The following is a 26670-nucleotide window of genomic DNA, read 5'->3' as shown; positions in this document are numbered from 1 at the left end:
GATGAGCGATGTCGGTGCTCTCCCGCGCCGCGGCGCCCGCTGCCACGCACGATCTGGCCGCTGCCGTCGCCGCACTGCTGTCGAATCTCGATAACACCGCCCCGGCGACGCTGCCACTGGAGGGTATCGGCGCGTCGGCGGAAACCACTGTGCCGAAACCGGATTCGCGTTCGCTCTCGCAGCCGCCCGAACGTGCGAGACCGAGCCCGATCAGACTGCTCGGCCCGAGCGGCCTCGGCGCTGCGGCGCTGCTGCTAGAGCCGCCGACGGCGGTCGAATCGAACCGACCCGGTCCGGATACGCCCGATCCCGAACCGCCGCCCCCGACCCGACCCGATCCGGCGACACCGGACACCCTGCGTGTACTGGCCGTTCCTGCGGCCGGTTTCGAACCATCGCGCGTGGCGCCCCCGGCCGCATCGATTCCCGTCGGCGTGACGCAGGGGGTCGCGCCGACGGGATCGACCCGATTCCGAATACCGTTGGGAACCAGTGGATCAGGAACAAAATCAGCACATCTGGGCGGCACCGGATCGGCGATTCCGCCGCTGTACTGCCCACCTCCGGTCCGTGACGATCCGGCACTCGCCGCACTGGTCAACGACGGACTCATCCAGTGGGCGAAGGAGATCGGCCTCTACGCCGGACGGCTGGAGGAGCTGCGCGACGCCGACTTCGGCCGGCTGATCATGCTCGCCCATCCCGACAGCAACGATCCCGACCGGCTGCTTGCCGTTGCCAAATGCGCGGTCTCCGAATGGTCGGTCGACGACTACTACTGCGAGGAGGGAGCAGACGACACGGCACCGGACGGCACCCCGTCGAATGCGGCGACCGAACTGGGCCCGAAGCTCGAACTCGCCGCCGCTGCAATGGATCCCGTGCATCTGCCGGCGCGCTATGCGCTCCGGCTCGAGCAGGCGCTGCAGGCCGATCCGATCCTGCGCGCATTTCGCACGTCTTTCGAGCATCTGTCCCACTACGCGACCCCGGCACAGCTCGCCCGCTTGCGCACGGAGATCGCGGGCTGGTTCATCGCACTGGCCGCGGAAGCGGGTTGGCGCGCATCGGACCGGATGCCACCGGTGTGGGAGTACCTCACCAACCGGCAGCCGCACAGTTTCCTGCCGTGTATGGCGCCGATCGATGCGGTCGGCGGCTACGAACTCCAAGCCGCCGAATACACCGATCCGCGGGTGCGCCGCGTCGTCACCACGGCCGCGCTGGCCAGTCAGATGGTGAACGACCTGTATTCGATGGCCCGCGAGGATCTTTCGGGCGGACGGGAATTCAACCTCCCGACGGTGCTCGCCGCCGAGGAGAAATGCTCACGCCGGGAGGCGGTGCTGCGCACGGCGGAAGTCCACGACGAGCTCGTGCACCGGTTCGAGCACGAGGCGGGCGCACTGGCCGCCGTCGGCTCGGCCGAATTACGCCGATTCCTCGGCGGCCTGTGGGCATGGATGGGCGGCAACCGCGCCTGGCATGCCGACAGCAAGCGCTACCACGATGCATCCCACCAGTAATCGCGACAACGTGAAGTAGTACAGCGAGAGGATGATCCGAGATGACCATGCTCAACCCCGACACCGGCGCCGTGCTCCGTACCCACTATCAGAAGTCTGTTGCCGAGTACTGGAACAACAATCCCAATGACGACCAGGTCAATGTCAAGCTCGGCGAGGTGGACGGGCTCTTCCACCATCACTACGGCATCGGCGACCCCGATTTGTCGGTGTTGACGGGACCGGAGGACACCCGCGAGGAGCGGATCGTCAAGGAACTGCACCGGCTCGAGACCGCACAGGCCGACTTCCTGCTCGATCATCTCGGCGACGTCCGACCGGGCGATCGGCTGATGGACGGCGGATCCGGCCGCGGCGGCACCAGCTTCATGGCCAATCAGCGGTTCGGCTGCCAGGTCGACGGCGTCACCATCTCCGAATATCAGGTCGGCTTCGCCAACGACCAGGCCGCGCATCGCGGCGTCGCCGACAAGGTGCGCTTCCACTTCCGCAATATGCTCGACACCGGTTTCGACGCCGGCGTGATGCGCGGCATGTGGACCAACGAAACCACCATGTACGTGGACCTTTTCGAGCTGTTCCGCGAGTTCTCGCGGCTGCTGGAGCCGGGCGGACGCTATGTCTGCATCACCGGCTGCTCCAACGATGTGACGGGCGGGCGGTCCTCGTCGGTCAGCTGGATCGACGCCCACTACGGTTGCATGATCCATCCGCGCAGTGAGTACTTTCGGGCGATGGCCGAGAACAATCTGGTGCCGATCGACGTGGTCGACCTGACCGCGACGACCATCCCCTACTGGGAGCTGCGCAGCAAGTCCGAGCTGGCGACCGGTGTGGAGCAGCCCTTCCTCACCGCCTACAAGGAGGGCAGTTTCCAATACCTCATGATTGCCGCCGATAAGGTGGGGAGGTGACCGAGACGCTCTCCCAGCCGTGGACCGACCGCGAGGCGCTGCCCGTCGAACTCGTCGACGACGCAGGCCACGCGGTCGGCGCGTGCCCGGTCGGACAGGCCCATCAGGCGCCGGGCCTGCTGCACCGCGCGTTCTCGGTCCTGCTGTTCGACGACGCGGGCCGGGTGCTGTTGCAGCAGCGTGCCGCGGTGAAGACCCGGTTCCCGCTGCTGTGGTCCAACACCTGTTGTGGCCACCCGGCACCCGGCGAGCCGGTGGTTGCCGCCGCCGCGGTGCGCCTCGACGAGGAGCTGGGCCTGGCCACCGACCTCACCGAGGTCGGCATCTACCGGTACCAGGCGGATGATCCGGCCACCGGCCGCGTCGAACACGAATGGGACCACGTGCTCATCGGCCGCCTCGACGCGAGCGCGCCCCGCCCCGATCCCGCCGAAGTCGCCGACTACGCGTGGCTCCAGCCCGACGCACTGCGTGACGCGTTGGCCGACGAACCGGAGAGCTACACCCCGTGGCTGGCGGGCGTGCTGGACATCGCCGAGAAGGCGCACCGCCGCACTGGACAGTAGTCCCGCTCACCCGTCCGATGCCGGTGCGCACGCCGGGCCCGAGGTAGTCACCGACATCATCTCGTCGGCGGCGATCCGGGCCCGGCTGCCTCGACCGGAGTAGCCGCCCACTTCCAGGGGCCAACTGCCGGCTGCGTCATCGCCCATTGCTCCACAGGGTTGGTTTCACCCGTTCGACCAAGGGACCTCGATGGTGATCGGTCCGGTGACGGGGATGCAGGCAGTCCGACATCGCGCAGGAACTGGTCGAGACGAGCAGAGAGAATCCTGCACCATCTCTGCGGTCCTGGTCCGGCACACTCGGCAATGCCTTGCTCGGCTATTGCCGCAAATATCGTTGGATGCGCATATCCAGGTAGGCGCATGTGCACTGCTGCGACGCTTGTCACACTGCACAAAACCTTCGGGAACTCACAGGAAGGGCACAGGCTTTGGCCAGGCATGTCTCCGATGCTTGCCTGAGTACGAGCTCTTGGCAATCAGTGAGGTGCACGATGGTCGAAGTCGAAGTCACGGATACCAAAGTGACGGTCCACGTGCTCGGCGGGCATCGGCTGCTGGCACTGCGCGAGCAGCTGAGTTTCGATCTCTCGGATATCACCGAGGTCACCACTGCCGAGGTCGACCTGCGTCCGCCGTGGGTACGAGCGCCGGGAACCTTCTTCCCCGGAGTGATCGCGGCAGGCACCTATCGCGGCAGGCATCGCAAAGAATTCTGGGACACCAAGTTCAACGGGCGGGCCATCCGGATCGAGCTGGCAGGCGCCGACTTCACCCGGGTCGTCGTCGATGTCGACGACCCCGATGCCGCACTGCATGCGCTGACCTCCGCTGTCGCGGCCTGATCAGGCTCCGAAGGAGCTCAGCAGCCCGGAGTAGGTCTTGGTCGGCGGCGCGGCGAACTCTCCCCGCCCCGACTTGCGCACACCGAGGGTGAGCAACGACTGCACGGTCAGGGTCGCGGCGGCCACACCGTCGACCACCGGCACACCGATTTCGTCGCGAATGTGCTCGCACAGGTCGGCCATTCCCGCGCAGCCGAGCACGATCGCGTCGGAACCATCGGCTTCCACCGCCTCCCGGCAGGCCTCGGTAACGATTTTGCGTGCCTGCGGATCCGTTTCCAACGCAAGCACCGGTACCTCGCAGGCGTGCACGCCCCGACAGAAGCGCTGCATGCCATAGCGTTGCGCAAGTTCTTCCGCGCGACCGATGGTTCGGTTCAACGTGGTGACGACACTGAACCCGCGGCCGAGATGGCTGGCCGCGTGCATCGCCGCCTCCGCGATGCCGATCACCGGGCCACCCGCCAGTTCCCGGCCGGCATCGAGGCCGGGGTCGCCGAAACACGCGATCACGTACCCGTCTATGCCCTCCCGCTCGCCGCGCTGGATCGCGGCGAGCAGGCCCGGGATGCTCAGGGCTTCGTCGTAGTGACTTTCGATCGAGGCGGGTCCCATCTCGGAGGTGACCGCGTCGAGCCGGGTGCCGGGGCCTGCGACGGCCTTGGCACAGCGCTCGATCGTCTCGGTCATCGCCCGGGTGGTGTTCGGATTGACGACCCGGATACGCATCAAGCAGGAACTCCCTGCACTGCCGACCTGGTCCGGCCGGCCAGCAGGTAATAGACCGCGAACCCGATGCCGCAGCCGATGAACCAGCTGTACTGCGCGGCGGTATACATCCCGGTGACATGTTTGGCGAGCACCGGGACCACCGCGACGACGGCGCCGACGACCGTCGCGATGATCGCGGCGGGGTTGTATCCCTTGCTGTACCAGTAGGTTCCGGTCTTCGACATGGTGAACAGATCGTCGATGATCACTTTCTGTTTGCGCACCAGGTAGTAGTCGGCGATGAGCACACCGAACAGTGGGCCGATGAAGGCGCCGAGCACCTCGAGGGTGTAGTGGATGACGTCGGGGTTGTTGTAGAGGTTCCACGGCGTGATGAGAATCGACCCGACCGCGGCGATCATGCCGCCCGCCCGCCAGCTGATTCGCTGCGGGCTGACATGGGAGAAGTCGAACGCGGGTGAGATGAAGTTGGCGACGATATTGATGCCGATGGTGGCGATGGTGAAAGTCAGCGCACCGAGCACGATCGCGAAGGTGCTGTCGATGCGCGCGACGGTCGCGACCGGATCGGTGATCAGTTCGCCGTAAACCGGAACCGTCAGCGATGCGGTGGTGACCACGAGCAGCGAGAACAGCAGGAAATTGACCGGGAGGCCGAGCAGGTTGCCGCGCCGCACGGCCGCAAAAGACTTTCCGTAACGGGAGAAGTCGCCGAAGTTGAGCATCGGACCGGAGAAGTAGGACACCACCAGCGCGATAGCGCCCAGCATCACCGGCACCGAGGCCGAGCCGGTGTACTTCACCTCGCCGAGCTTCAGGTCGACGGCGCTCCAGCCCGCCTTGGCGATGAGGTAGCCGCACAGCGCGAACATCACGACATATACAGCGGGACCGCAGAAGTCGATGAATTTGCGGATGGACTCCATGCCGCGCCAGAACACACACGCCTGCACCACCCACAGCAGCAGGTAGCTGCCCCAGCCGAGCAGCGAAAGCCCGAGGAAACCGTAGTCACCGACAACCGCATAGGGCGCGAGCGGCGGAAAGAGTTTCACCAGAACAACATCCAGCGCTGCGGAGGCCAGGAAGGTCTGGATGCCGTACCAGGCCACCGCGATCAAGCCGCGGATGATGGCGGGGATATTCGCCCCGAGCACTCCGAAAGCGCTGCGGCACATCACCGGATAGGGCACGCCCGTCACCTGGCTCGGCTTGGCGACCAGATTGCAGAAGAAGTAGACGATGGTGATGCCGATCAGCAACGCCGCGAGCACCTGCCAGCTGGCCAGACCGAGCGCGAACAAGCTGCCCGCAGTGACGTAGCCGCCCACGCTGTGCACGTCCGACATCCAGAACGCGAAGATGTTGTAGGAGCCCCAGCTCTGCTTGCGCAGCGGCGCGAGATCCTCGTTGGTCAGTCGTGGATCGTAGGCGGGTGTGGCAGGCGCGGCCGTCTCCGGCGGCGCGGGCACCGCGGTGGTGAGCATTTCGGTCATGGTGTTTCCCGTCCGAAGGTGAAACTGTGATCCCGAACGACGGTAGGAACCGCGCATTGCCCACCCGTTGCACGGTTATTGCCCGGCTATTGCGCGGCAGATATATCTTCCGGCGCCAGCAGCCCGGTATCGGTGGGCAGGGTCGCGATAACCGTCTCGAGCCTGCGGTGATGGCGTTCGGCGATGAGCAGCAGGCGATCGACGTCACGGGCGAGGAAGGCGTCCATCATCAGCGCGTGGTCGGTGTGCAGGCGGATTCGGTCGGCGCGGCTGATGTGCACCATCGACTGCACCGGTTCGGTGACATTCCACGCCGACTCGAGCATGTGCAGCAAACGGAACAGACGTGACGGCCGGGTCAGTGCGACATGGAAAAGTCGGGACTGCCGATGGTAGGCGACCGGGTCGTCGTCCCGGATCGCATGCTCCAGAAGGGTGTTCACCGCTATCAGGTGCGCACGATCGGCGTCCGATGCGTTCATCGCCGCCACCGCGAGCGCTGCCGTCTCCAGGGTCTCGCGCACGATGTACATTTCCCGCAGCTCGTTGGCCGTGAGCTGGGCCACCGTGTAGCCGCCGTGCGGTTGATGGGTGACAAGGCCCTCCCCCAACAGCGTCTTGAGCGCTTCGCGGACCGGGATGTGGCTGACTCCGAACAATTCGGCGACCTCACGCAGCGGGATCACCGTGCACGGTGGCACGGCCCCGTCGAGGATCACCCGGCGCAGTTCGCCGAGAATGATCTGCGGCCGGCCCGGTTCATCGACAACCAACCTCGCGAGCAGCGCCGAACGTCTCCGTGGAGGCATGTCGACCACCGTAGGTGAGCCGTGTTGCGTTTTCGGTCCCTGATGTGACGGTGAGGAAAATGCAGGCTCGGACGTCCGTCGAGCGGGAATTCGACCTGCCATACGCTGTATGGATCCCGAACGGCAAGGATTACTCGATGACCACTCTTCCGACAACTCAAACCGTCGATCGGCGCTTCGTGAGTCTGGTCGCCGAATTCGACCGGTTGTTCCGGCGGCCCTCCGACGGTGGCGGATCCCTCGTGGTATACCTGCGCGGCGAACCGGTGGTCGATGTCTGGGCCGGTTTCGCGCACCCTGGGGTGCCGTGGGCGCACGACTCGGTGGCCATGGCGTACTCCACCGGCAAAGGTGTCGCCTCGACCCTGCTGCACCGGCTTGCCGAGCGCGGCCTACTGGACTACGACGAGCCCGTCGCCACCTACTGGCCCGAATTCGCTTCCGCGGGAAAGGAACTCATCACCGTGCGCGCGTTGCTGACCCACCGGGCCGGGCTGCACCGGCTGCGCGGGCTGCTGCCGGGTCCGGTGGACCGCTTCCTGGACGACGCCGCGGTGACAGCCGCGCTCGCCGCCGCGACCCCCGATTCACGACACCTGGTGACCAGCGGCTATCACGGAATCACCTTCGGCCACTTGGTCGCCGAGTTGGTACGCAGGATCAGCGGTGCGACATTCACCGATGCGCTGCGCACCGAAATCGCGGAACCGCTTGCCGCAGCGGATCTCTGGTTTCGTGTACCAGCATCCGAGCGCGGCAGGATCGCCACCAACTTTCCCCGGCTGACCGTCGCGGGCCTCGACTGGGACAACGGCGCCCGGCTCATGTCGAGGACCAGGTTCGCCGCGGCCGCCGACACCACGCCGCAGGGTTTCGCCGACCTGGTGTCCGATCCACGCCTGCACGATTCGGTCATGCCAGGCGTCAACGGTGTCTTCTCCGCGCGCTCGCTGGCCCGCGTGTACGGCGCCCTCGCCAACGGCGGCCGACTCGACGGCTTCCAGCTGCTGCGATCCGAAACCATCGAGCTCATCACCCGACGCCAAGTCTTCACCCCCGACTATGTCCTTGCCTTCCGCATCCCCTGGGCCCTCGGTTACCACGGGGTCCCGATGAAGCCCTCCAAAGCCGAACCCGTCTCAGCCTTCGGCCATTTCGGCCTCGGCGGTTCGGGAGCCTTCGCCGACCCGGCCACCGGTATGTCCCTCGGCTTCGTCACCAACCGCCTCGGCGGCAAGCTCACCCCGCTCGGCGACGCCCGCCTCGCCCGCCTCGGCGCCATCGCGCATAACCTCGCCAAGGCTGCGTGAGAGACGCCCTACGGTGTGCCGCTGACCGGCCCGACTCCAGCGACGGGCGAGAAAGCCAACACAAGTTGCTGCCGGTCGAGGTGTGACCTGGCAGCATGGCGACATGGAGTTGCTTGGGCTGGATCGGATCAAGGCGGCTGCGGCGCTACTTGCGCCGGTGATTCGGCGGACGCCGGTGGTGGCATCGCGGGCATTGTCGGAGCGATCCGAGACCGAGGTGTGGCTCAAATGTGAGAACTTGCAGCGGACAGGGTCGTTCAAGCCGCGCGGCGCCTACAACAGGATCGCGAATTCGAGCCTCGAGGAGCGGGCCAATGGTGTGGTCGCGGCGAGCGCGGGCAATCATGCGCAAGGAGTAGCCTGGGCGGCGACGTCACTCGGAATCGAGTCGACGGTGTTCATGCCGGTGGGTGCATCGCTGCCGAAACTGGCGGCCACCAAGGCATATGGCGCGCGGGTGCTGCAAGTGGGCGAGACCGTCGATGACGCGCTCGACGCGGCGCTCGACTTCGCGGAGCGCGGCGGGGCGACGTTGATCCATCCGTTCGACCACCCCGACATCGTGGCCGGGCAGGCAACGGTGGGGCTGGAGATCCTGGATCAATTGCCCGAGGTCGGGACGGTGCTCGTGCCCACCGGTGGTGGCGGGCTGCTCGCCGGTGTCGCGGTCGCGCTGCACCATCTCGCCCCGCAGGTGCGGGTGATCGGCGTGCAGGCCGCCGAGGCTGCGGCCTGGCCCGATTCGCTGGCGGCAGGCAAGCCGGTCCGGGCCGGGCGAATGTCGACGATGGCCGACGGCATCGCAGTCGGGCTACCGGGTGCGGTGCCGTTCGCGCACGTTGCCGAGTACGTGACGACCATGCTGACCGTCGATGAGGACGCACTGTCCAAGGCGCTGCTGTTGTGTCTGGAACGAGGGAAACTGATCGTCGAACCGGCCGGCGCCGCTGCGGTCGCGGCGTTGATGAGTTACCCGGTGGCGGAACTCGGACTGCGCGGACCGGTCTGCGCGATCCTGTCCGGCGGCAATATCGACCCGCTGCTGTTGACCCGGCTGATCGGCCACGGCCTGAGCGCCGCGGGCCGCTACCTCGCGGTGCGAGTGACAATCGTGGATCGTCCCGGTGGACTCAGCAGCCTGCTCGGCGTGGTCGGGAAAACGGGAGCGAGCGTGGTCGACGTGGCGCACTCGCGCACCGGCACCTGGCTGGCCCTGAACGAGGTGGAGGTATCGCTGACGCTCGAGACTCGTGGACCGAACCACCGCAACGACGTCCTCGATGCCTTGACCGAGTCCGGATATGTTGTCCGCGTGGAAGATTGAGGGAAGCGTGCCGACCGCCGGCACGGTCGGCACCTCCCGCTCAACGACTGCTCAGCACTTTCTCTTGTAGAAGTACTTCGCGTTGGCGTCCATATCCGCCTGAGTGATCGCGACCATGTCGGTCTGGATGTTCCTGGTGACCGGCTTGCCCTCCAACGCAGCGACAGCTTGGTCGACACCCTTGGCTCCGATGCCACCCGGGTCTTGGGCGATCAGCGCCTGCACGGTGCCCGCCTTCAGGTCCTCGACCTGTTTGGGGCTTGCGTCGAAGCCGACCAGTTTGACTTGGCCGAGCTTGTTCGCATTGCGCAGACCGGTTGCCGCGCCCTCGGCCGAGCTCAGGTTCGTCGCGAATACACCGGCAAGGTCCGGGTGGGCGGCGAGCGTGGCGGTCACGATCGAGGCGGCTTGGGCGGCCTCGTTGTTGTTGTACTGCACGCCGAGCGAGGTCATGCCGGGATAGTGCTGCAGCGCCGCCTCGAAGCCTTGGGCGCGTGCGTCGGTGGTGGAGGTGCCTGCCTTGGTGTTGATCACCAGTACCGGCCCCTTCTCCCCGACCAGCTTCGCCAAGGTGGCGGCCGCGAGTTCGCCGCCCTTCTTGTTGTCGGACGAAATCGACGACAGCGCAACGGATGTGTCGTCGAGCGCGGTGTCCACTTCGACAATCTTGATCCCCGCGTTCTTGGCCTGCTGGATCGGATTCGCCATCGCCGTTGCGTGTGTCGGCGCGATCAGGATGCCGCCGGGCTTGTTGGCCATCACCCCAGTCAGCACCGGCGTCTGCGATCCGGCGTCGAACTTGGTCGGCGCCTGGGTATCCAGCTTGTAGCCGAGCTTCGTCGCCTCGTCCTGCGCGCCGCACTGCATGGAGATATAGAAAGGTTCGTCGGCGACGCCGGGAATGAGAACCAGCTTTTTGGCGTCCGTCCCGCCGGAATTGCTCACTTCGCCACTACACGACACGACCACCGTGCCGACCGCTACTATCGCGCTGATCAGCACCGCGGTCCGCTTCGCCACCCTCATCCGGCCACCTCCGCCTTTATTTTCTTCTCGCGCAGTGTTGTCGACTGCCTACCTCTATCGGTCCCGCGCCCTGCGGCGGAGCTGGTCGAACCACACCGCCCCGACCAGAACCGCGCTCACCGCGATCGGCTGCCAGAACACCGGCACCCCGGCGATGACGAAACCCTTGCGCAGCACCGAGGGAATGAACACCCCGATCACCGTGCCCAGAACGGTGCCGACGCCGCCGAAAAGGCTGGTCCCGCCGATCACTACGCCCGCGATGGCATCCAGATTGTCGGTGCCGTGTCCACCGATGGTGGTGGTGCCGAAGTAGGCGAGGTTCATGAAACCCGCCAGCCCGGCGAGCAATCCCGTCATCAGATAGACCAGCACGAGGTGGCGGGTGACCGCGATCCCCGAGCGGCGCGCGGCCTCTTCGTTGGAACCGATCGCGTAGGTATAGCGGCCGAACCTCGTGGTGCGCAGCACCCAGGCAGCGAGCACGGTGACCACGGTGGCGACCAGCACCAGATTCGGCACACCGCCCAGTGAGGTGCCGAACCCCAGTGAGTTGCGCAGCTTGTCGGGCACGGTCCTGGTGTCGACGCCGCCGGTGATCAGCTGCGCCGCACCGAGTGCGGCGCCGAACGACCCGAGCGTGACGATAAACGGCGGAATCTTGGCTTTGGCCACGAGCAGCCCGTTCAGCAGTCCCCAGATCCCGCCGCCGACAACGGAAATCAGGAACCCGAGACCGATGATGCCCCAACCCGCCGCCGTGGCATTCTCATCGGGGCTCAGCCATTCCATGGTTTTGGCGCCGAGCACCCCGGCGAAGATCAGCACCATCCCGACCGAGAGATCGATGCCCGAGGTGATGATGACGAAGGTCATCCCGACCGAAAGCACCAGCAGCACCGATGTTTCGATCAGCAGGGTCTGCACGGTGAAGCGGGTGGGAAACGCATCGGGCCGAATCACGCTGAACGCCACGCACAAGCCGACCAGCACAACACCGATCCACACCGTGCTCGCACCGAGCAGTCGTTGCAGCACAGTGCGTTCGGGCAGTTCCCGGCCCTTGCCATCGACGCTGACGGCTTCGTCGTTGCTCATGCAGCCCCTCGCTTTCCGAGCACTGCGCGGCGCCTCACGGTGTCTCCTCGGGCGTCAGTGCACCGGTCATCGCACCGACCAACTGCTCCAAGGTGACCTCTGCTGCAGTGAAGCGAGCCACCCGTCTACCCAGCCGCAGCACCTCGATGCGATCGGCGACGGCCAGCACCTCGGGCATGTTGTGGCTGATGAGCACGACCGCGATGCCCTGGTCGCGCACCCGACGGATGACGTCGAGCACACGCTCGCGCTGGACAACACCCAGCGCCGCGGTCGGCTCGTCCATGAACACCACCTTGCTCGCCCACATCACCGCCCTGGCCACGGCCACGCTCTGCCGCTGCCCACCCGAGAGCGACCCGATCGGCACGTCGGTGTTCTGCAGGGTGACGCCGAGTCGGCGAAAGTGGTCGACCGCCCGGCTTCGCATGGCCGATTTGTCCAGCATGCCGAGCTTGCCCGCAAGCCCGCGCCGCAGCAGTTCGCGGCCGAGGAACAGGTTCGCGGCGGGGTCGAGGTCGGGGGCCACCGCCAAATCCTGGTACACGGTTTCCACACCGAGCTTCCGCGCGGCGGTCGGCGTAGGCAGCAGCACCGGCCTGCCGTCGAGCAGGATGGTGCCGCCGTCCGGTTGCTCGGCTCCGGAAAGGCATTTCACCAGAGTCGACTTGCCCGCACCGTTGTCACCGATGAGTGCGACGACCTCGCCTGCTTTGGCCTGAAAGTTGGCACCGCGCAATGCCTGCACGCTGCCGTAGTGCTTGGCGAGCCCGGCAGCCTCCAGCACCACGGTGGCAGCGCCCGGTGTTCCCATGACCTCGCCCTCATCGCCCGAGGTCATGGGGTACATCCGCGTGGACTCAGCTGAGCAAACGTCCAGTCCATCGCCCGATGTTACGTTCGGCCCCGTGCCGATCGGGACGTATTCGGGAAAATGCAGAGGGCGCAACGCCCCTCACGCTCGGCAACCCACTGCAGGGCACGAACCGGCCGATTTCGGCGGGCTCATGGTGGTGCGCAGTGAATCCTCGGCGGATTTCCGTATCAGTGGACGCCGCCGAGCTCGAGCGCGAGCACACCGAGGATCACCAGGCCGATGCCCCCGATCTGCACCAGGGTCAATCGCTCATCCAAGAACAGCACTCCGATGATGGCGATCGCGGCGACACCGACGGCCGACCAGATCCCGTAAGCGACACCGATGGCCATACCGCGCTTCAGCGCCTGCGACAGGAAATAGAACGCTGCGCCGTAACCGATGACAACGATGATCGAGGGCACGAGCTTGCTGAATCCGTCGGAGATCTTCAGCGAAACGGTCGCGGTCACCTCGGACGCAATGGCCAGCGCCAACAGCAGCATAGTCACCGGCGCAGCGTAATCCGGGCCGTAGCCACACGAGAGTGGAGCCGCGGGAGCGCACGCTGCTCGGGCCCGCGACGACCATCGGCCGGCACGGTAACCGGGGTAACGACAGTCACGCCAGCCAGCCGCGCAATTCCCCTGCCGTGCCGCGGATTTCGTCGATCTGCTTCGCGACCTGGACACCTGCCGTGCCGCCGCGGGCGTTGCGCGAGGAGATCGACCCCTGCACTGTCAGCACTTCGCGGACCTGCGGCGTCAGTGCCGGGTCGACGGCCGCGAACTCCGCGTCGGTCAGCTCGTCGAGCCCGACGCCGCGCGCCTCGGCAGCGCGGACACAGCCACCCGCCGCCTCGTGCGCAACGCGGAACGGGACGCCCTGGCGGACAAGCCATTCGGCAATATCGGTCGCGAGTGTGAAACCGGCAGGGGCGAGTTCGGCCATCCGGTCGGTGTGGAAGCTCAGCGTCGAGACGAGGCCGGCGATGGCAGGTAGCAGCAGTTCCAGCTGGGCGACCGAGTCGAACAGGGGTTCCTTGTCCTCCTGCAGATCCCGGTTGTAGGCGAGTGGTTGCGCTTTGAGGGTGGCGAGCAGGCCGGTGAGGTTGCCGATCAGGCGTCCTGCCTTGCCGCGGGTGAGTTCGGAGACGTCCGGATTCTTCTTCTGCGGCATGATCGACGATCCGGTGGACCAGGCGTCGGCGAGAGTGATGTAGCCGAATTCCGGTGTGCTCCAGATAATGACCTCTTCGGCCATCCGACTGAGGTCGACACCGATCATGGCCAGCACGAACGCCGCCTCGGCCGCGAAGTCGCGGGCGGAGGTGGCATCGATCGAATTGGCCGCCGACGCGTCGAAATCCAGTTCGGCGGCAATCGCCTCCGGGTCCAGACCGAGCGAGGAACCTGCCAGCGCCCCGGAACCGTAGGGCGACACCGCCGCCCGCTTGTCGAAGTCACGCAGCCGGTCGATATCGCGCAGCAGCGGATGGGCGTGGGCGAGCAGATGATGTGCGAGCAGCACCGGCTGCGCGGCCTGCAGATGCGTCTTGCCGGGCATCACCGCGTCGGGGTGAGCGGCCGCCTGGGCGACAAGCGCGTCGACCACCTCGAGCAGACCGGCCGCGACCCGACGGACCGCGTCGCGCAGCCACATCCGGAACAGCGTGGCCACCTGGTCGTTTCGCGACCGCCCCGCGCGCAGCCTGCCACCGAGCTCGGTGCCGACCCGCTCGATCAGTCCCCGCTCCAGCGCACCGTGCACATCCTCGTCGGACTCCGCAGGTCCGTAGGCCCCGGAGTCCACATCGGCGGCAAGGCGATCCAGGCCGTCGAGCATCGCGGCGAGATCGGATTCCGACAGCAGCCCGGCCTTGTGCAGCACCCGTGCGTGCGCCTTCGACGCGCGAATATCGTAGGGAGCCAGCACCCAGTCGAACTGCGTCGACTTGCTGAGCGCTGCCATCGCCGCGGCTGGACCGGACGCGAAACGTCCGCCCCAGAGCGCCCCTTCGTTGGTGCTGCCGCTCTGCGTCATCGTGTGCTGTCTCCTGACGGTCGGAAGTCGATCATCGGTGGATGCGCTGGCTACGCAATCCTCGAGGTCGGCGCATGCGCACCGACCTCGAGGCCGCCTACTTCTGGTTCAAATCGCGCCGCGCCGCGACCTTCGAGGACAGGCCGTGGATCTGCACGAAGCCCTTGGCCAGCGACTGGTCGAAGGTGTCGCCCTCGTCGTAGGTGGCCAGGTTGAAGTCGTAGAGCGACTGCTCGGAGCGGCGGCCGTTGACCACGACGGAGCCGCCGTGCAGCACCATACGGATGTCGCCGGAGACGTGCTCCTGGGTTTCGGTGACGAAGGCGTCGAGTGCGCGCTTGAGCGGGGAGAACCACAGGCCGTCGTAGACCAGCTCGCTCCAGCGCTGCTCGACCTGCCGCTTGTAGCGACCGAGCTCACGCTCGACGGTGACGGCCTCGAGCTCCTGGTGCGCGGTGATCAGGGCGATGGCGCCGGGCGCCTCGTAGATCTCGCGGCTCTTGATGCCGACGAGCCGGTCCTCGACCATGTCCAGGCGGCCGACGCCCTGCCGTCCGGCGCGCAGGTTCAGCTCGACGATGGCCTCGAGCACGGTGACCTGCCGGCCGTCGATCGCGACCGGGACACCCTTGTCGAAGGTGACGATCAGTTCGTCCGGCGCCTCGAAGTTCACCGTCGGGTCGGCGGTGTAGTCGTAGACGTCCTTGGTCGGCGCGTTCCAGAGGTCTTCGAGGAAGCCGGTTTCCACCGCGCGACCGAACACGTTCTGGTCGATGGAGAACGGCGACTTCTTGGTGACGTTGATCGGCAGCGAGTTCTCCTCGGCGAAGGCGATGGCCTTCTCCCTGGTCCAGGCGTAGTCCCGGACCGGGGCGATGACGTTGAGATCGGGCGCGAGCGCGCCGATGCCGACCTCGAAGCGCACCTGGTCGTTGCCCTTTCCGGTGCAGCCGTGGGCGACGGTGCTCGCGCCGTGGAACTTGGCGGCCTCGACGAGGTGCTTGACGATCAGCGGGCGGCTGATCGCCGACACCAGCGGGTAACGGCTCATGTAGAGCGCATTGGCCTGGATGGTCGGCAGGCAGTAGTCGTCGGCGAACTCGTCGCGTGCATCGACGACGATCGCCTCCACGGCGCCGCAGTCCAGTGCTCGCTGGCGCACCACGTTCATGTCCTCGCCGCCCTGGCCCAGGTCGATGGCGACGGCCACCACCTCGGCACCGGTCTCCTTGGCGATCCAGCTGATCGCGACGGAGGTGTCCAGCCCACCGGAGTAGGCGAGTACGACGCGCTCGGACATGTCTATGTGCTCCTCGGATTTCGTGCTTGTCTGTGGTCTTGTGCCCGCTTCGGCAGGCGCGTATTCGGGGGCCGGGCCTACGTCCCGGCGGTCTGCACCGTTCTACAAATGATTATGCACGACTATGCAAGCCCATTCACAACCGGGGTCGAGTCGGGCCCGCTTCCGGCGGATATAGACATTCCGCGTTGCGCGAGCTGTGTGCGACGAGTCGAGCCTGCCAGATTGCACACCGTCGCCGCAGCACGACGATCGCACCGGGTGGGAAGCGGCGCGGACCAACAACGGCGTGCTGGACATAGGCCGAGCCATCGTCGAGCTCATCGATGACCTGATCACTTCCGGCACCGCCGGCCGCCGGGCCAGGGCAGCCCCGGCGGCGGCCGATATCCCTTCGACTGAGCCGACCGCGCATACCCGGCCGATCGGCCGGGTATGCGCGCGAGTGGCACACCATGGTGTGCGTGCACGGCGGGTCGCCACGACGATGTGCCACTCACTACGGACACGTAAGAGTCAGGCGAGTTCTTCTATTTTGGCGGCCAGTTCGGCGCCGGTGAACGGTTCGCGGGCTATGACGGCGATGGTGTCGTCGCCGGCGATGGTGCCGACTATGTAGGGCAGGGCGGCGCGGTCCAGGGCACTGGCCAGGTAGTGGGCGGCGCCGGGTGGGGTGCGCAGGACGGCGATATTGCCGCTGGCATCGGTGGAGACGAGCAGGTCGCCGAGGAGCTTCGAGAGGCGGTCGGTGCCGCCGGTGACGCCGCGTACGGGGCTGCCGTCCTCGGGGACCACATAGACGCCCGCGCCGCCGTCGGCGGCGCGCAGTTTGACCGCGCCGAGTTCGTCGAGATCACGCGACAGGGTGGCCTGGGTGGTCTCGATGCCCTCGGCCGACAACAGCGCCGCGAGCTCGGTCTGGCTGCGGACCGCGTGCGCGAGCAGCAGTTCGATGATGCGGGACTGACGTCCGGCGCGGGTTCCCGCGATCGCGGGCCCCGGCTTGCCGGGTTCCGGGCGGGTCACGCTCATCGCGCCACCTCGCCCCTGGTTCGCTTGCTCACGATGCCACCTCGTCGACGCCCGCCGGCGACGCGCACTGCAACACGAATCTCTCGCTCACGCCACACCCTCGTTGCGCTTGGCCAGCAGCCACACCAGCAGCGCCTTCTGCGCGTGCAGCCGGTTCTCCGCTTCGTCCCAGACGACGCTGTGCGGACCGTCGAGCACCGCGTCGGTGATCTCCTCGCCGCGATGGGCGGGCAGGCAGTGCAACACAACGGCATCGGACTCGGCATGGGCGAGCAGTTGCTCGTTGAGCTGGAACGGACGGAACGGACCGACCCGGTCGAGACCGTCGTTCTCCTGGCCCATCGAGGTCCAGGTGTCGGTCACCAGCGCGTCGGCGCCCTCGGCGGCGGCCACTGGGTCGCCGGTGAGCGTGATGGCCGCACCGGTTTCGGCGGCGCGTTTGCGGGCGGCCTCCAGAATCCAGGGCAGCGGCTCGAAGCCTGCCGGCGCGGCGATGGTGACGTTCAATCCGGCAGTGACGCCGCCCAGCAGCAGCGAGTGCGCCATATTGTTCGCGCCGTCGCCGAAGTAGGTGAGGTTGCGGCCGACCAGGCTGCCCTTGCGCTCGGTGAGCGTCTGCAGATCGGCGAGCACCTGACAGGGGTGGAATTCGTTGGACAGCGCGTTCACTACCGGAACCGTTGCGGTGGCGGCCATTTCGTCGAGGCGGACCTGCTCGAAGGTACGCCAGACAATGGCATCGACATAGCGCGACAGCACCGTGCCGGTGTCGCCGAGGGTCTCCTCGCGCCCGAGCTGGGTGTCGCGGCCGTCGACGACGACCGCGTGCCCGCCGAGCTGGGCGATGCCCATTTCGAAGGAGAACCGGGTGCGGGTGGAGTTCTTCTCGAAAATCACCCCGACGCCGCGCGGACCCGCCAGCGGCCGATGCGAGAACGGCGCCTTCTTCAGTTCGGCGGCCAACGCGAGGATTTCGGCCTGCTCGACCGGGGTCACATCGTCGTCGCGTAGGAAGTGGCGCAGGCTCATCCCTTGGCTCCCTTCGCATCTTGGGCGGCGCCGTCCAGAATGCCGGGCAGGTCGGCGACAAAGTTGTCGGACTGGGTCTCGGTGAGGACCAGCGGCGGCGCGAGCCGAATGATGTTGGGCTTCGGCGCGTTCACCAGATAGCCCGCCGCCCGCGCCCTGGCCTCGACCTCGGCCGAGACGTCGTCGGTGAGCACAATGCCGAGCAGCAGACCCGCACCACGCACGTGGTCGACCAGCGGGTGCTCGAGCAGCTCGATACCATCGCTGAGCCGCTTGCCGACCGACTCGACATGCGAGAGCAGGTCCAGTTCGTCGATAGTGCGCAGCACGGCGAGTGCGGCCGCGGCGCAGACCGCGTTACCGCCGAAAGTGGTGCCGTGCAGTCCGGGAGTCAGCAGATCGGCGGCCGGGCCGGTGGCAAGCACCGCGCCGATCGGCAGGCCGCCGCCGAGACCCTTGGCCAGGGTGATCACATCCGGCACGATGCCGGAAGCCTGATGCGCGTAGAACTTTCCGCAGCGTCCGATGCCGGTCTGCACCTCGTCGAGGATCAGCAGCGCACCGTGCCGCGCGGTGATCTCGCGCGCCTTCACCAGGTAGTCGACGGGCGGCACGACGACGCCGCTCTCCCCCATGATGGGTTCGAGGAAGACCGCGGCCGTGTCCTCGTCCACCACGGCCGCCAAGGCCGCGGCATCACCGTAGGGCACGTGCACGACGCCGGGCGGCATCGGCTCGAACGGTGTCCGCTTCGACGGCTGACCGGTGAGCGCGAGCGCGCCCATGGTCCGGCCGTGGAACGCCTCCTCGCACGCGACGAGCTTGCGCCGACCGGTCAGCCTGGCCATTTTGAACGCGGCCTCGACGGCTTCGGTGCCGGAGTTGCAGAAGAACGCGCGGCCGTGCCCGTCACCGAATTCGCCGTCACCGAAATGCGCGAGCAGCCGTTCGGCCAGCTCGATCACGGGTTCGTTCGCGTAGATGTTCGATGTGTGCCCGAGCGTGCCGAGCTGCTGGGTGACCGCCTCCAAAATCGCGGGGTGGCCGTGCCCGAGGCTGTTGACCGCGATGCCGCCCAGGAAGTCGAGGTAGCGCTTGCCGTCCGCGTCGTAGACCACCGCGCCCGCACCGCGCACCAGCGCGATCTTGGGCGTCCCGTAGTTCTTCATCAACGCGTCGGACCACCGCTGCTGTAGTGCGGCAGTGTTGGTGACTTCGTTCGCTACTTCGCTCATGATTTCGTTCCGTTCGGCGGGCCGGCGCCGTCCGAACTGGACAGCACGGGCGACACCATCGTTCCGATTCCTTCTCCGGTGAACAGTTCCAGCAGCACCGCGTGCGGCACCCGGCCGTCGATGACGTGCGCGGTCGGCACACCCCCCTGGACGGCGCGCAGGCAGGCTTCCATTTTCGGCACCATGCCCGCGTCCAGACTCGGAAGCAACTTCGCGAGCTCGTCGGCGTCGATGCGTGAGGTGAGCGACGCGCGGTCCGGCCAGTTGGTGTACAGGCCCTCGACGTCGGTCAACACCACCAATTTCTCGGCGCCGATGCCCTCGGCGAGCGCGGCGGCAGCGGTGTCGGCGTTGATGTTGTGCACCACGCCGTCGGCATCGGGCGCGATGGTCGAGACCACCGGGATGCGGCCTGCGGCGATGAGGTCGAGCACGGCCTCCGGGTTCACCTCGGTGACATCGCCGACCAGACCGATGTCGGTCGGTGCGCCGTCGATGTCGACGGTGCGCCTTGTCGCGGTGAACAGTCGCGCGTCCTCACCGGAGATGCCGACCGCATACGGGCCGTGCGCGTTGATGAGCCCGACGAGTTCCCGCCCGACCTGGCCGAACAGCACCATCCGCACCACGTCCATCACCTCGGGTGTGGTGACGCGGAAACCGCCGCGGAATTCGCCGTGCAGGCCGAGCTTTTTCAGCATCGCACTGATCTGTGGCCCGCCACCGTGCACCACCACCGGGTGCACGCCGACGGTGCGTAGGAACGCCATATCGGCGGCGAAGGCACGCTTGAGCTCCTCGTCGACCATGGCGTTGCCGCCGTATTTGACGACCACGATCTTGTCGCGGAACTTCTCCAGCCACGGCAGCGCCTCGGCCAGTACGTGTGCCTTGTCCAACGCCGAAAGGTCGTGGAGCACTTGTCCACTCATGAGCTATAGGCCGAATTCTCTTCGACATAGCCGTGCGAGAGGTCGGTGGTGCGGATCATGGCCGTACCGTCACCGACGTTCAGGTCGATGTGCACGTCGATGTCCATGCCGGACAGGTCGACCTCGCGCGCGCCCGGCGCACCGATGCCGTCGATGCACACCGGGTTCCCATTGAACGACACCGAGATCCGGTTCGGGTCCAGAGTGATCGGCGCGATGCCGACGGCGGCGAGCACCCGGCCCCAGTTCGGGTCGGAGCCGAACAGCGCAGTCTTCACCAGACTGTCGCGGGCCACGGCGCGCGCGGCGATCAGCGCCTCGTCCTCGCTGACCGCACCGGAGACGATGACCTGCACGCGTTTGGTGACGCCTTCCGCGTCGGCCATCAACTGTGCGGCGAGATCGTCGCAGACCACGAGCACCGCGGCGTCGAGATCCTCCTGGGACGGGGTGACCTCGCTCGCGCCGTTGGCAAGCAGCAGCACGGTGTCGTTGGTCGAGCAGGAGCCGTCGACGTCGAGCCGGTCGAAGGTGAGTCGCGTCGCGTTGCGCAGCGCCCGATCCAGCTGGTCCGCGGTCACCGCGGCATCGGTGGTGAGCACGACCAGCATGGTCGCCAGCGAGGGCGCGAGCATGCCTGCGCCCTTGGCCATGCCGCCAACGTTCCACTTGTCCTGATGGTGGAAGGCCGCTTCCTTGGGCACGGTATCGGTGGTCATGATCGCGTGTGCCGCGTCGAGGCCGCCCGACAGGCCGCCGCCCATCTCGTGCACGATTTCGGTGACCGCGGGAATCACCTTGTCCATCGGGAGCCGGTCACCGATCAAACCGGTCGAGCAGACGGCGATTTCGCCCGCGCCGGTCTCGGTGCCCCAATTGCTCAGCGCCTTGGCCAATTCCTCGGCCGTCTGATGGGTGTCCTGGAATCCGCCGGGACCGGTGCAGGCATTGGCGCCGCCGGAGTTGAGAATGACCGCGCGCAGCCGCCCGGACCCCAGCACCTGCTGCGACCACAGCACCGGCGCGGCCTTGACCTGGTTGCGGGTGAACACACCGGCGGCCGCGTACTCCGGTCCCTCGTTGAGAACCAGGGCCAGATCGGGTTTCCCGCTGGCCTTGATGCCCGCGGCGATACCCGCGGCGCGGAAACCGAGCGGTGCGGTGACCCCCTGGGTCCGGACCAGCTTGCCGCCCGAGCCTTCGGTCGATGTCCCAGCGGTTGTCGTCACGGTGCCACTCCTACGGTGGAAAGTCCTGCGGTCTCGTCGAATCCGACGGCCAGATTCATGGATTGCACCGCGGCGCCCGCGGTGCCCTTGGTCAAGTTATCGATCGCGCCGATCACCACGAGCAGGCCCGCGTCGGTGTCCACCGCGACCTGCAGCGTGACAGCATTGGAACCGAGCACCGAACCTGTCTGCGGCAGTTGACCTTCCGGCAACAGATGCACGAACGGTTCGTCGGCGTAGGCCTTTTCGTAGACCGCGCGGGCCTGCGCGGCGTCCACCCGCGTCGGTGCGGTGCAGGTGGCGAGGATGCCGCGCGGCATCGGCGCAAGCACCGGCGTGAACGAGACGGTGACATCGGTTCCGCCCGCCGCCTTCAGGTTCTGCGAAATCTCGGGGGTATGCCGGTGCGCGCCGGCGATGCCGTAGGCACGTACCGAACCCATGACCTCGGATCCGAGCAGGCCGACGTCGAGCTTGCGGCCCGCGCCCGATGTGCCGCTCACCGCGACCACATTCACCGTCGGCTCGACGATGCCCGCCGCGATCGCCGGTGCGAGCGCCAGGCTCGCCACCGTCGGGTAGCACCCGGGGACGGCGATCCGACTTGCACCGCGCAGCTTCTCGCGGCCGCCGGGCAGCTCCGGCAGACCGTAGGGCCAGCTGCCCGCGTGGGGACTGCCGTAGTACTTCTCCCATGCTTGCGCGTCGGTCAGCCGGAAGTCGGCGCCACAGTCGATGATCACGGTCGACTCCGGCAGCAGCTGCGCGATGGCGGCGGATTGCCCGTGTGGCAGCCCGAGGAACACCACGTCGTGACCGGCCAGCTCGTCGGCGGTGGTGGGAGCGAGGACGCGATCGGCCAGCGGCAGCAGATGGGGCTGATGCTCCGCCAGCGCGCTGCCCGCGTTCGCCCCTGCGGTCAGCGCGCCGATGACAAGGCGCCCGTCGCGGTATGCCGGATGCCCGAGCAAAAGGCGCAGCACCTCGCCGCCCGCGTACCCGCTCGCACCGGCCACCGCGACCCGCAACACGGGTCCGTCCGCTGAATCAACCATGTGATGATTATGCACGATTATGCAAGCCCATTCATGAACGGGGTGGCTTGCCGCCGATCAATCGCGCGATCAGCGGGAACATCAGCAACGTGGTCGCACCCGCGACCACCAGGTGAAGGCCATATCCTGCGTCATCAATCCAGTGCTCATCGCAACCTGAGTAACCGCGACGATGATCGGCAAACCTCTGTCGCCGCATACAACGCCGGCTGAGCACGCTCGAGCAGCGACGGCAGGTTTGCGCCGTGCCGGATGTAGCACTCGCGTACCCGAGACCGGCAGACCGACGGCGACTGCGACGACGACGGACAGCACAAGCACGAGGACGGGGACGGCCGCACCGATCCTGTGGCTGGTGAGCTTGTTCCTGTCTGGTCTACCGCAAGGGCGCAGGATCGATTCCGAGTGTCTCGGCGAGACCGGATTCGCCCTCGTGTGTGAGACGGATGGCGCGGCCGTTGCCGACCCGATGGATCCAATCGAGGTCCTGAAGACGGCGGCACAGCTGCGCTCCGGCGGCGCCGCCGAGGTGAGCGCGTCGCTCGGTCCAGTCGAGGCAGGGTCGGGCGACGGGCCTGCGGGTGGCGTGCAGCCGAGCTCGGTCGATCCCCATGGGGCCGGTGAGCCAGGTCAGACCCGCAGCAGTCAGCGCGAACCCGCTGTCACTGTCGAGCAGGCCGCGGGTGGTCATCGCGTCGGTGATCGCCACGCCGAGGCGTCCTGCGAGGTGGTCGTAGCAGGTGCGGCCGCGCGCGAGCGCGGCAGCGACGGTGGCCGCGCGCAGCCCTGCCAGTTCGGTGCGCGGCGGGTCGAGGTGGGTGACCATTGCCTCCAGCAGCTCCGCCACCTGGGGGTTTGCCAGCTGAAGATAGCGGTGTCGACCTTGGCGGCGTTCGATGAGCAGACCGCCGTCGAGTAGCCGGTTCAGGTGTTCGGTGGCCGTGGACGGCGCGACACCGGCGTGGCGCGCCAATTCGCCCGCGGTCCAGGCGCGGCCATCGATCATCGCCAGGCACATCTCGGCGCGGGTGCGGTCGGCGAGCAGTACCGCCAGTCCGGCCAGTTCGGCTCCTCGGGTGTGCACCACTCCATGATGGTGCGCTGTTGTTTCGGCGGCCACCGAAACAACAGCGGGATACGGTCACGGCATGAACGCCGATCAGCCCACGACGAACAAGCCGAAAATCTTCCACGAGCTGCACCACCGGGACGAGCCGCTCGTACTGCCGAACGCCTGGGACTTCGGCTCCGCGGCGGCGCTGGTGGCCGAAGGGTTTCCCGCAATCGGCACCACCAGCCTCGGGGTCGCCGTCGCGGCGGGACTGCCCGACGGAACCGGTGTCACCCGCGACGAAACACTCGCGGTGGCAACACGACTCGCGCGCCTCGCGGTGCCGGTGACCGTCGATATCGAGGGCGGCTTCAGCGAGAACCCCGGCGAAGTGGCCGACTATGTCGCCCGGTTGGCCGAATTGGGGATCGCCGGAGTGAACCTCGAAGACGGCCGGTCCGAAAGCACCCTCGCCGAGCCCGGCCACCAGGCAGAGCTGATCGGCGCGATCAAGGCCCGCACCCCGGAGCTGTTCGTCAACGCTCGCGTTGACACGTATTGGCTTAAGCTGCAACAGGATTCGACGCTTGCCCGGGTCGGCCGGTATACCGACGCCGGTGCCGACGGCATCTTTGTGCCGGGCATGACCGACCCGGTCGACATCACCGGCCTGGTCGCCGCGACCGCGCTGCCCGTCAATATCCTGTACGCCGCCGACGGCCCATCGATCGCGACCCTCGCCGAGTTGGGCGTGCGCCGGATCAGCACCGGCTCACTGCTGTACCGCACGGCGCTCGCGGCCGTCGTCGACGCCGCCCGCGCGGTGCGCGACGACGGCCCGTTCACCATCGAGGTTCCGACCTATCGGGAGGTGCAGGCCATCACCGCGTCGGATGCGTGACACCGAGCGAACCCGGCGGAAGAAAATCCCCGGCGATGTCGATCCGGTGCCGACCCGTTCGTGTAGGAGGTGAGGCCGGCAGCGCGCCGGCACCTGGGAAGGAGCGGATATGAGCAGGATCATTGCCGTCGAAAACCTCACCCTCGACGGAGTCATGCAGGCGCCGGGGCGTGTCGATGAGGACCTGCGGGACGGATTCCGGCACGGCGGTTGGGCCCATCGATACAACGACCCGGTGCAGGCCAGGGTGCTGGGCGAGCATATGGCCACCCATCAAGGCGCACTGCTGTTCGGGCGGCGGACCTATGCGGACTTCTACGGATTCTGGCCCCACCAGACCGACAATCCGGTCTCCGAGGTGCTGGACAAGACCGAGAAGTTCGTCGCGTCCCGAACGCTGACCGAGCCGCTGCCCTGGCAGAACTCGACGCTGCTGCCCGGCGACGCGGTCCGCACGGTGGTGGGGCTCCAGCGGGAACAGCCCGACCGTGACCTGGTCGTGCTCGGCAGCGGCAACCTGCTGCAAACGCTGATGCGGCAAGATCTCGTCGACGAATATCTACTGATGATCCATCCGATCCTGGTCGGCAGCGGACGGCGGTTGTTCGAGGGCACCGATCTCGGCGACCTTCGGCTCACCGCGTGCGTCCCGACCACCACCGGCGTCGTGATCGCTACTTATCAGCGCAAGTGAGGAGCGTCGAGATGAAGCAATACCTGCTGAGCATCTACCAGTCCGAAGGGGGTGTGCCGCCGGACAATCTGGACGAGATCATGCGCGAGCTGCACCTCGTGAACGATGAGATGCGCGCGGCGGGCGCATGGGTGTTCGCCGCGGGCCTCAATGCGCCGAGCACGGCCACCGTGCTGCGCGCCACCGGTAGTGATGTGCTCATCACCGACGGTCCGTACGTCGAGAGCAAGGAATACATCGCCGGATTCAGCATCATCCGGGCCGCCGATCTCGACGAGGCACTGGGATGGGGCAGCAAGGTCGCCACGGTGCTCGGCCTGCCGATCGAGATCCGGCCGCTAGAGGATGGCTGACAACGCCACGGTGACGTCCGCGGTGATCGAGGACGCGTTCACCGAACACTACGGGCGCGCGGTGGCGAGCTTGATCCGCGTCTTCGGTGACATCGGCGTCGCCGAAGACGCGGTACAGGACGCCTTCACCACTGCCGTGCAGCGGTGGCCGGCCGAGGGGCTCCCGCCGAGCCCGCCCGGATGGATCATCACCACCGCACGCAACCGGGCGATCGATCGACTGCGGCGCGAATCATCCCGCCACGACCGACATGCCGAGGCTGCATTGCTGCACGCCGAAGCCGAACCGGTCGACGACGGCGCGATCGGGGACGACCGACTCCGCCTGATCTTCACCTGCTGCCACCCCGCATTGGCCGTCAATGCCCGAGTGGCCCTTACCTTGCGGCTGCTCGGCGGCCTGACCACTGCCGAAATCGCCCATGCCTTCCTGACTTCCGAGTCGACCATGGCGCAGCGGCTCGTCCGCGCCAAGGGCAAGATTCGCGACGCCCGCATCCCCTACCGCGTCCCCGGTGACGCGGACCTGCCCGATCGCCTCCGCTCGGTATCGGCCGTGGTCTACCTGATCTTCACCGAGGGGCACACGGCCAGCTCGGGTTCCCGCCTGGTTCGAGAAGACCTGTGCGCCGAGGCGATTCGTCTCGGGCGTCTGCTCGCCGAGCTCATGCCCGACGAACCGGAAGTCCACGGGCTGCTCGCGCTCATGCTGCTCACCGAATCTCGCCGCGGCGCGCGCACCACACCCGACGGTGCACTGATACCGCTGCCCGAGCAGGATCGCACCTGCTGGAACCGCACCCTCATCGCCGAGGGACACGCCATCGTGCGAGAGTGCCTGCGGCGCAACCAACCCGGCCCCTATCAAATCCAAGCGGCGATCAACGCGGTTCACACCGACGCCACCGATGCGGCAGCGACCGACTGGCAGCAGATCCTGCACCTGTACGACCAGCTGGTCGCGATGGCGCCCAACCCCGTGGTATTGCTCAATCGTGTGGTAGCGGTGGCCGAGGTCGACGGCGCGCGCACCGCACTCGCCCTCCTCGACGACATCGATGTGGCGAATCATTACCTCTTCCATGCCATTCGAGCCGACCTATTGCGTCGCCTCGGCCGCTCGGCCGAGGCCGTAGCGGCCTACGACCGAGCCATTGCCGACACCGAAAACCTTGCCGAACAAACCTTTCTCCGGTCCCGCCGCTCGGCGATCGCGGCAACAGCCCACGAAGACTGATCCCGCCCGTCCCGCTGCGCGAAACCGAGAACGGCTTGCGTGCAGCGGTTTGCTCGGGGCGACCGATTGACGCAGGA

Annotated in this window: 26 protein-coding genes; 10 read left to right on the top strand and 16 right to left on the bottom strand. The window is 67.1% G+C overall.

What is annotated here, in order from left to right; genetic code table 11:
• The first annotated feature begins 8 nt into the window (after positions 1–8).
• The 4 genes from OHQ90_RS17610 (at position 9) to OHQ90_RS17595 (ending at position 3851) form a co-directional block, all read left to right on the top strand.
• Positions 9–1526 carry a family 2 encapsulin nanocompartment cargo protein terpene cyclase gene (locus OHQ90_RS17610; protein WP_328411845.1) on the top strand — a complete coding sequence of 506 codons (1518 nt, stop codon included), beginning with the start codon at positions 9–11 and terminating at the stop codon, positions 1524–1526.
• 41 nt (positions 1527–1567) lie between these two features.
• Entirely contained in the window at positions 1568–2440 is an 873-nt protein-coding gene (locus OHQ90_RS17605; RefSeq protein WP_328411843.1) for a geranyl diphosphate 2-C-methyltransferase, read from the top strand.
• A complete protein-coding gene (gene idi, locus OHQ90_RS17600; protein ID WP_328411841.1) occupies positions 2437–3006 on the top strand; it encodes an isopentenyl-diphosphate Delta-isomerase in 570 nt (189 codons plus the stop codon). The genes OHQ90_RS17605 and idi overlap by 4 nt, the downstream gene beginning before the upstream one ends.
• Positions 3007–3500: 494 nt before the next feature.
• Positions 3501–3851: a hypothetical protein gene (locus tag OHQ90_RS17595; RefSeq protein ID WP_328411839.1), complete on the top strand. Its 351-nt coding sequence runs from the start codon at positions 3501–3503 to the stop codon at positions 3849–3851.
• On the opposite strand, the gene OHQ90_RS17590 is transcribed toward OHQ90_RS17595, so the two are convergent.
• From OHQ90_RS17590 to OHQ90_RS17580, 3 genes are all read right to left on the bottom strand, one after another.
• Complete coding sequence (locus tag OHQ90_RS17590) at positions 3852–4580, bottom strand: aspartate/glutamate racemase family protein (RefSeq protein WP_328411837.1); 729 nt, start codon at positions 4578–4580, stop codon at positions 3852–3854.
• A complete protein-coding gene (locus OHQ90_RS17585) occupies positions 4580–6079 on the bottom strand; it encodes an NCS1 family nucleobase:cation symporter-1 (RefSeq protein ID WP_328411835.1) in 1500 nt (499 codons plus the stop codon). The genes OHQ90_RS17590 and OHQ90_RS17585 overlap by 1 nt, the downstream gene beginning before the upstream one ends.
• Before the next feature lie 86 nt (positions 6080–6165).
• Positions 6166–6888 carry a GntR family transcriptional regulator gene (locus tag OHQ90_RS17580; protein WP_328411833.1) on the bottom strand — a complete coding sequence of 241 codons (723 nt, stop codon included), beginning with the start codon at positions 6886–6888 and terminating at the stop codon, positions 6166–6168.
• A gap of 137 nt (positions 6889–7025) precedes the next feature.
• Here OHQ90_RS17580 and OHQ90_RS17575 point away from each other — a divergent pair, with 137 nt between their 5' ends.
• Both OHQ90_RS17575 and ilvA read left to right on the top strand, forming a co-directional pair.
• On the top strand, positions 7026–8198 hold the full coding sequence (locus OHQ90_RS17575; protein WP_328411831.1) for a serine hydrolase domain-containing protein: 1173 nt from the start codon (positions 7026–7028) through the stop codon (positions 8196–8198).
• A gap of 103 nt (positions 8199–8301) precedes the next feature.
• On the top strand, positions 8302–9522 hold the full coding sequence (gene ilvA / locus OHQ90_RS17570; RefSeq protein ID WP_328411829.1) for a threonine ammonia-lyase: 1221 nt from the start codon (positions 8302–8304) through the stop codon (positions 9520–9522).
• 51 nt (positions 9523–9573) lie between these two features.
• Here the strand turns inward: ilvA and OHQ90_RS17565 are convergent, their stop codons facing one another.
• The 13 genes from OHQ90_RS17565 to OHQ90_RS17505 all read right to left on the bottom strand — a co-directional run bounded on the left by OHQ90_RS17565 (position 9574) and on the right by OHQ90_RS17505 (position 23441).
• On the bottom strand, positions 9574–10548 hold the full coding sequence (locus OHQ90_RS17565) for an ABC transporter substrate-binding protein (protein WP_328411827.1): 975 nt from the start codon (positions 10546–10548) through the stop codon (positions 9574–9576).
• Positions 10549–10602: 54 nt separating this feature from the next.
• On the bottom strand, positions 10603–11646 hold the full coding sequence (locus tag OHQ90_RS17560) for an ABC transporter permease (RefSeq protein WP_328411825.1): 1044 nt from the start codon (positions 11644–11646) through the stop codon (positions 10603–10605).
• A gap of 34 nt (positions 11647–11680) precedes the next feature.
• The gene (locus OHQ90_RS17555; protein WP_328411823.1) at positions 11681–12487 is read right to left on the bottom strand and encodes an ATP-binding cassette domain-containing protein; all 807 of its coding nucleotides are present in this window, start codon (positions 12485–12487) and stop codon (positions 11681–11683) included.
• A 203-nt stretch (positions 12488–12690) separates the two neighbouring features.
• Positions 12691–13008: a DMT family transporter gene (locus tag OHQ90_RS17550; protein WP_442941476.1), complete on the bottom strand. Its 318-nt coding sequence runs from the start codon at positions 13006–13008 to the stop codon at positions 12691–12693.
• Positions 13009–13123: 115 nt separating this feature from the next.
• Positions 13124–14545, bottom strand: a complete 1422-nt coding sequence (gene argH, locus OHQ90_RS17545; protein WP_328411819.1) for an argininosuccinate lyase — start codon at positions 14543–14545, stop codon at positions 13124–13126.
• A gap of 97 nt (positions 14546–14642) precedes the next feature.
• Positions 14643–15845 carry an argininosuccinate synthase gene (locus OHQ90_RS17540; RefSeq protein ID WP_328411817.1) on the bottom strand — a complete coding sequence of 401 codons (1203 nt, stop codon included), beginning with the start codon at positions 15843–15845 and terminating at the stop codon, positions 14643–14645.
• Positions 15846–16361: 516 nt separating this feature from the next.
• Positions 16362–16877: an arginine repressor gene (locus OHQ90_RS17535; protein WP_328411815.1), complete on the bottom strand. Its 516-nt coding sequence runs from the start codon at positions 16875–16877 to the stop codon at positions 16362–16364.
• Between the two features lie 87 nt (positions 16878–16964).
• Positions 16965–17906, bottom strand: coding sequence for an ornithine carbamoyltransferase (gene argF, locus OHQ90_RS17530; RefSeq protein WP_328411814.1), 942 nt, complete (start codon positions 17904–17906; stop codon positions 16965–16967).
• Entirely contained in the window at positions 17903–19141 is a 1239-nt protein-coding gene (locus tag OHQ90_RS17525; protein ID WP_328411813.1) for an acetylornithine transaminase, read from the bottom strand. Before OHQ90_RS17525 ends, argF begins: the two co-directional genes overlap by 4 nt.
• A complete protein-coding gene (gene argB / locus OHQ90_RS17520) occupies positions 19138–20073 on the bottom strand; it encodes an acetylglutamate kinase (protein ID WP_328411811.1) in 936 nt (311 codons plus the stop codon). Before argB ends, OHQ90_RS17525 begins: the two co-directional genes overlap by 4 nt.
• Positions 20070–21302, bottom strand: coding sequence for a bifunctional glutamate N-acetyltransferase/amino-acid acetyltransferase ArgJ (gene argJ, locus OHQ90_RS17515; protein WP_328411809.1), 1233 nt, complete (start codon positions 21300–21302; stop codon positions 20070–20072). The genes argB and argJ overlap by 4 nt, the downstream gene beginning before the upstream one ends.
• A complete protein-coding gene (argC, locus tag OHQ90_RS17510; RefSeq protein ID WP_328411807.1) occupies positions 21299–22357 on the bottom strand; it encodes an N-acetyl-gamma-glutamyl-phosphate reductase in 1059 nt (352 codons plus the stop codon). The genes argJ and argC overlap by 4 nt, the downstream gene beginning before the upstream one ends.
• A 376-nt stretch (positions 22358–22733) precedes the next feature.
• A complete protein-coding gene (locus OHQ90_RS17505; protein WP_328411805.1) occupies positions 22734–23441 on the bottom strand; it encodes an ArsR/SmtB family transcription factor in 708 nt (235 codons plus the stop codon).
• Positions 23442–23505: 64 nt separating this feature from the next.
• On the opposite strand from OHQ90_RS17505, the gene OHQ90_RS17500 reads away from it, so the two are divergent.
• From OHQ90_RS17500 to OHQ90_RS17485, 4 genes are all read left to right on the top strand, one after another.
• Entirely contained in the window at positions 23506–24309 is an 804-nt protein-coding gene (locus OHQ90_RS17500; protein WP_328411803.1) for an isocitrate lyase/PEP mutase family protein, read from the top strand.
• Between the two features lie 109 nt (positions 24310–24418).
• Positions 24419–25003: a dihydrofolate reductase family protein gene (locus OHQ90_RS17495; RefSeq protein ID WP_328411801.1), complete on the top strand. Its 585-nt coding sequence runs from the start codon at positions 24419–24421 to the stop codon at positions 25001–25003.
• Between the two features lie 11 nt (positions 25004–25014).
• Positions 25015–25356 (top strand): YciI family protein, encoded by a 342-nt coding sequence (locus OHQ90_RS17490; protein ID WP_328411799.1) that lies wholly within the window; start codon positions 25015–25017, stop codon positions 25354–25356.
• The gene (locus tag OHQ90_RS17485) at positions 25349–26593 is read left to right on the top strand and encodes an RNA polymerase sigma factor (protein ID WP_328411797.1); all 1245 of its coding nucleotides are present in this window, start codon (positions 25349–25351) and stop codon (positions 26591–26593) included. Before OHQ90_RS17490 ends, OHQ90_RS17485 begins: the two co-directional genes overlap by 8 nt.
• The last annotated feature ends 77 nt before the right edge of the window (positions 26594–26670 follow it).

The organism is Nocardia sp. NBC_00403, from assembly GCF_036046055.1.
In the GTDB taxonomy this organism is placed as follows: Bacteria; Actinomycetota; Actinomycetes; order Mycobacteriales; family Mycobacteriaceae; genus Nocardia.
Note: the sequence above shows the minus strand (reverse complement) of the source record. Positions and strands in the feature narration are given on the sequence as shown.

What these genes read in the sequence shown, in the direction of transcription:
- OHQ90_RS17610 (WP_328411845.1), top strand. Translation starts at nt 9, where the DNA reads ATGTCGGTGCTCTCCCGCGCCGCGGCGCCCGCTGCCACGCACGATCTG.
- OHQ90_RS17605 (WP_328411843.1), top strand. Translation starts at nt 1,568, where the DNA reads ATGACCATGCTCAACCCCGACACCGGCGCCGTGCTCCGTACCCACTAT.
- OHQ90_RS17595 (WP_328411839.1), top strand. Translation starts at nt 3,501, where the DNA reads ATGGTCGAAGTCGAAGTCACGGATACCAAAGTGACGGTCCACGTGCTC.
- OHQ90_RS17590 (WP_328411837.1), bottom strand. Translation starts at nt 4,580, where the DNA reads ATGCGTATCCGGGTCGTCAATCCGAACACCACCCGGGCGATGACCGAG.
- OHQ90_RS17585 (WP_328411835.1), bottom strand. Translation starts at nt 6,079, where the DNA reads ATGACCGAAATGCTCACCACCGCGGTGCCCGCGCCGCCGGAGACGGCC.
- OHQ90_RS17580 (WP_328411833.1), bottom strand. Translation starts at nt 6,888, where the DNA reads ATGCCTCCACGGAGACGTTCGGCGCTGCTCGCGAGGTTGGTTGTCGAT.
- OHQ90_RS17575 (WP_328411831.1), top strand. Translation starts at nt 7,026, where the DNA reads ATGACCACTCTTCCGACAACTCAAACCGTCGATCGGCGCTTCGTGAGT.
- ilvA (WP_328411829.1), top strand. Translation starts at nt 8,302, where the DNA reads ATGGAGTTGCTTGGGCTGGATCGGATCAAGGCGGCTGCGGCGCTACTT.
- OHQ90_RS17565 (WP_328411827.1), bottom strand. Translation starts at nt 10,548, where the DNA reads ATGAGGGTGGCGAAGCGGACCGCGGTGCTGATCAGCGCGATAGTAGCG.
- OHQ90_RS17560 (WP_328411825.1), bottom strand. Translation starts at nt 11,646, where the DNA reads ATGAGCAACGACGAAGCCGTCAGCGTCGATGGCAAGGGCCGGGAACTG.
- OHQ90_RS17555 (WP_328411823.1), bottom strand. Translation starts at nt 12,487, where the DNA reads ATGACCTCGGGCGATGAGGGCGAGGTCATGGGAACACCGGGCGCTGCC.
- OHQ90_RS17550 (WP_442941476.1), bottom strand. Translation starts at nt 13,008, where the DNA reads ATGCTGCTGTTGGCGCTGGCCATTGCGTCCGAGGTGACCGCGACCGTT.
- argH (WP_328411819.1), bottom strand. Translation starts at nt 14,545, where the DNA reads ATGACGCAGAGCGGCAGCACCAACGAAGGGGCGCTCTGGGGCGGACGT.
- OHQ90_RS17540 (WP_328411817.1), bottom strand. Translation starts at nt 15,845, where the DNA reads ATGTCCGAGCGCGTCGTACTCGCCTACTCCGGTGGGCTGGACACCTCC.
- OHQ90_RS17535 (WP_328411815.1), bottom strand. Translation starts at nt 16,877, where the DNA reads ATGAGCGTGACCCGCCCGGAACCCGGCAAGCCGGGGCCCGCGATCGCG.
- argF (WP_328411814.1), bottom strand. Translation starts at nt 17,906, where the DNA reads ATGAGCCTGCGCCACTTCCTACGCGACGACGATGTGACCCCGGTCGAG.
- OHQ90_RS17525 (WP_328411813.1), bottom strand. Translation starts at nt 19,141, where the DNA reads ATGAGCGAAGTAGCGAACGAAGTCACCAACACTGCCGCACTACAGCAG.
- argB (WP_328411811.1), bottom strand. Translation starts at nt 20,073, where the DNA reads ATGAGTGGACAAGTGCTCCACGACCTTTCGGCGTTGGACAAGGCACAC.
- argC (WP_328411807.1), bottom strand. Translation starts at nt 22,357, where the DNA reads ATGGTTGATTCAGCGGACGGACCCGTGTTGCGGGTCGCGGTGGCCGGT.
- OHQ90_RS17500 (WP_328411803.1), top strand. Translation starts at nt 23,506, where the DNA reads ATGAACGCCGATCAGCCCACGACGAACAAGCCGAAAATCTTCCACGAG.
- OHQ90_RS17495 (WP_328411801.1), top strand. Translation starts at nt 24,419, where the DNA reads ATGAGCAGGATCATTGCCGTCGAAAACCTCACCCTCGACGGAGTCATG.
- OHQ90_RS17490 (WP_328411799.1), top strand. Translation starts at nt 25,015, where the DNA reads ATGAAGCAATACCTGCTGAGCATCTACCAGTCCGAAGGGGGTGTGCCG.
- OHQ90_RS17485 (WP_328411797.1), top strand. Translation starts at nt 25,349, where the DNA reads ATGGCTGACAACGCCACGGTGACGTCCGCGGTGATCGAGGACGCGTTC.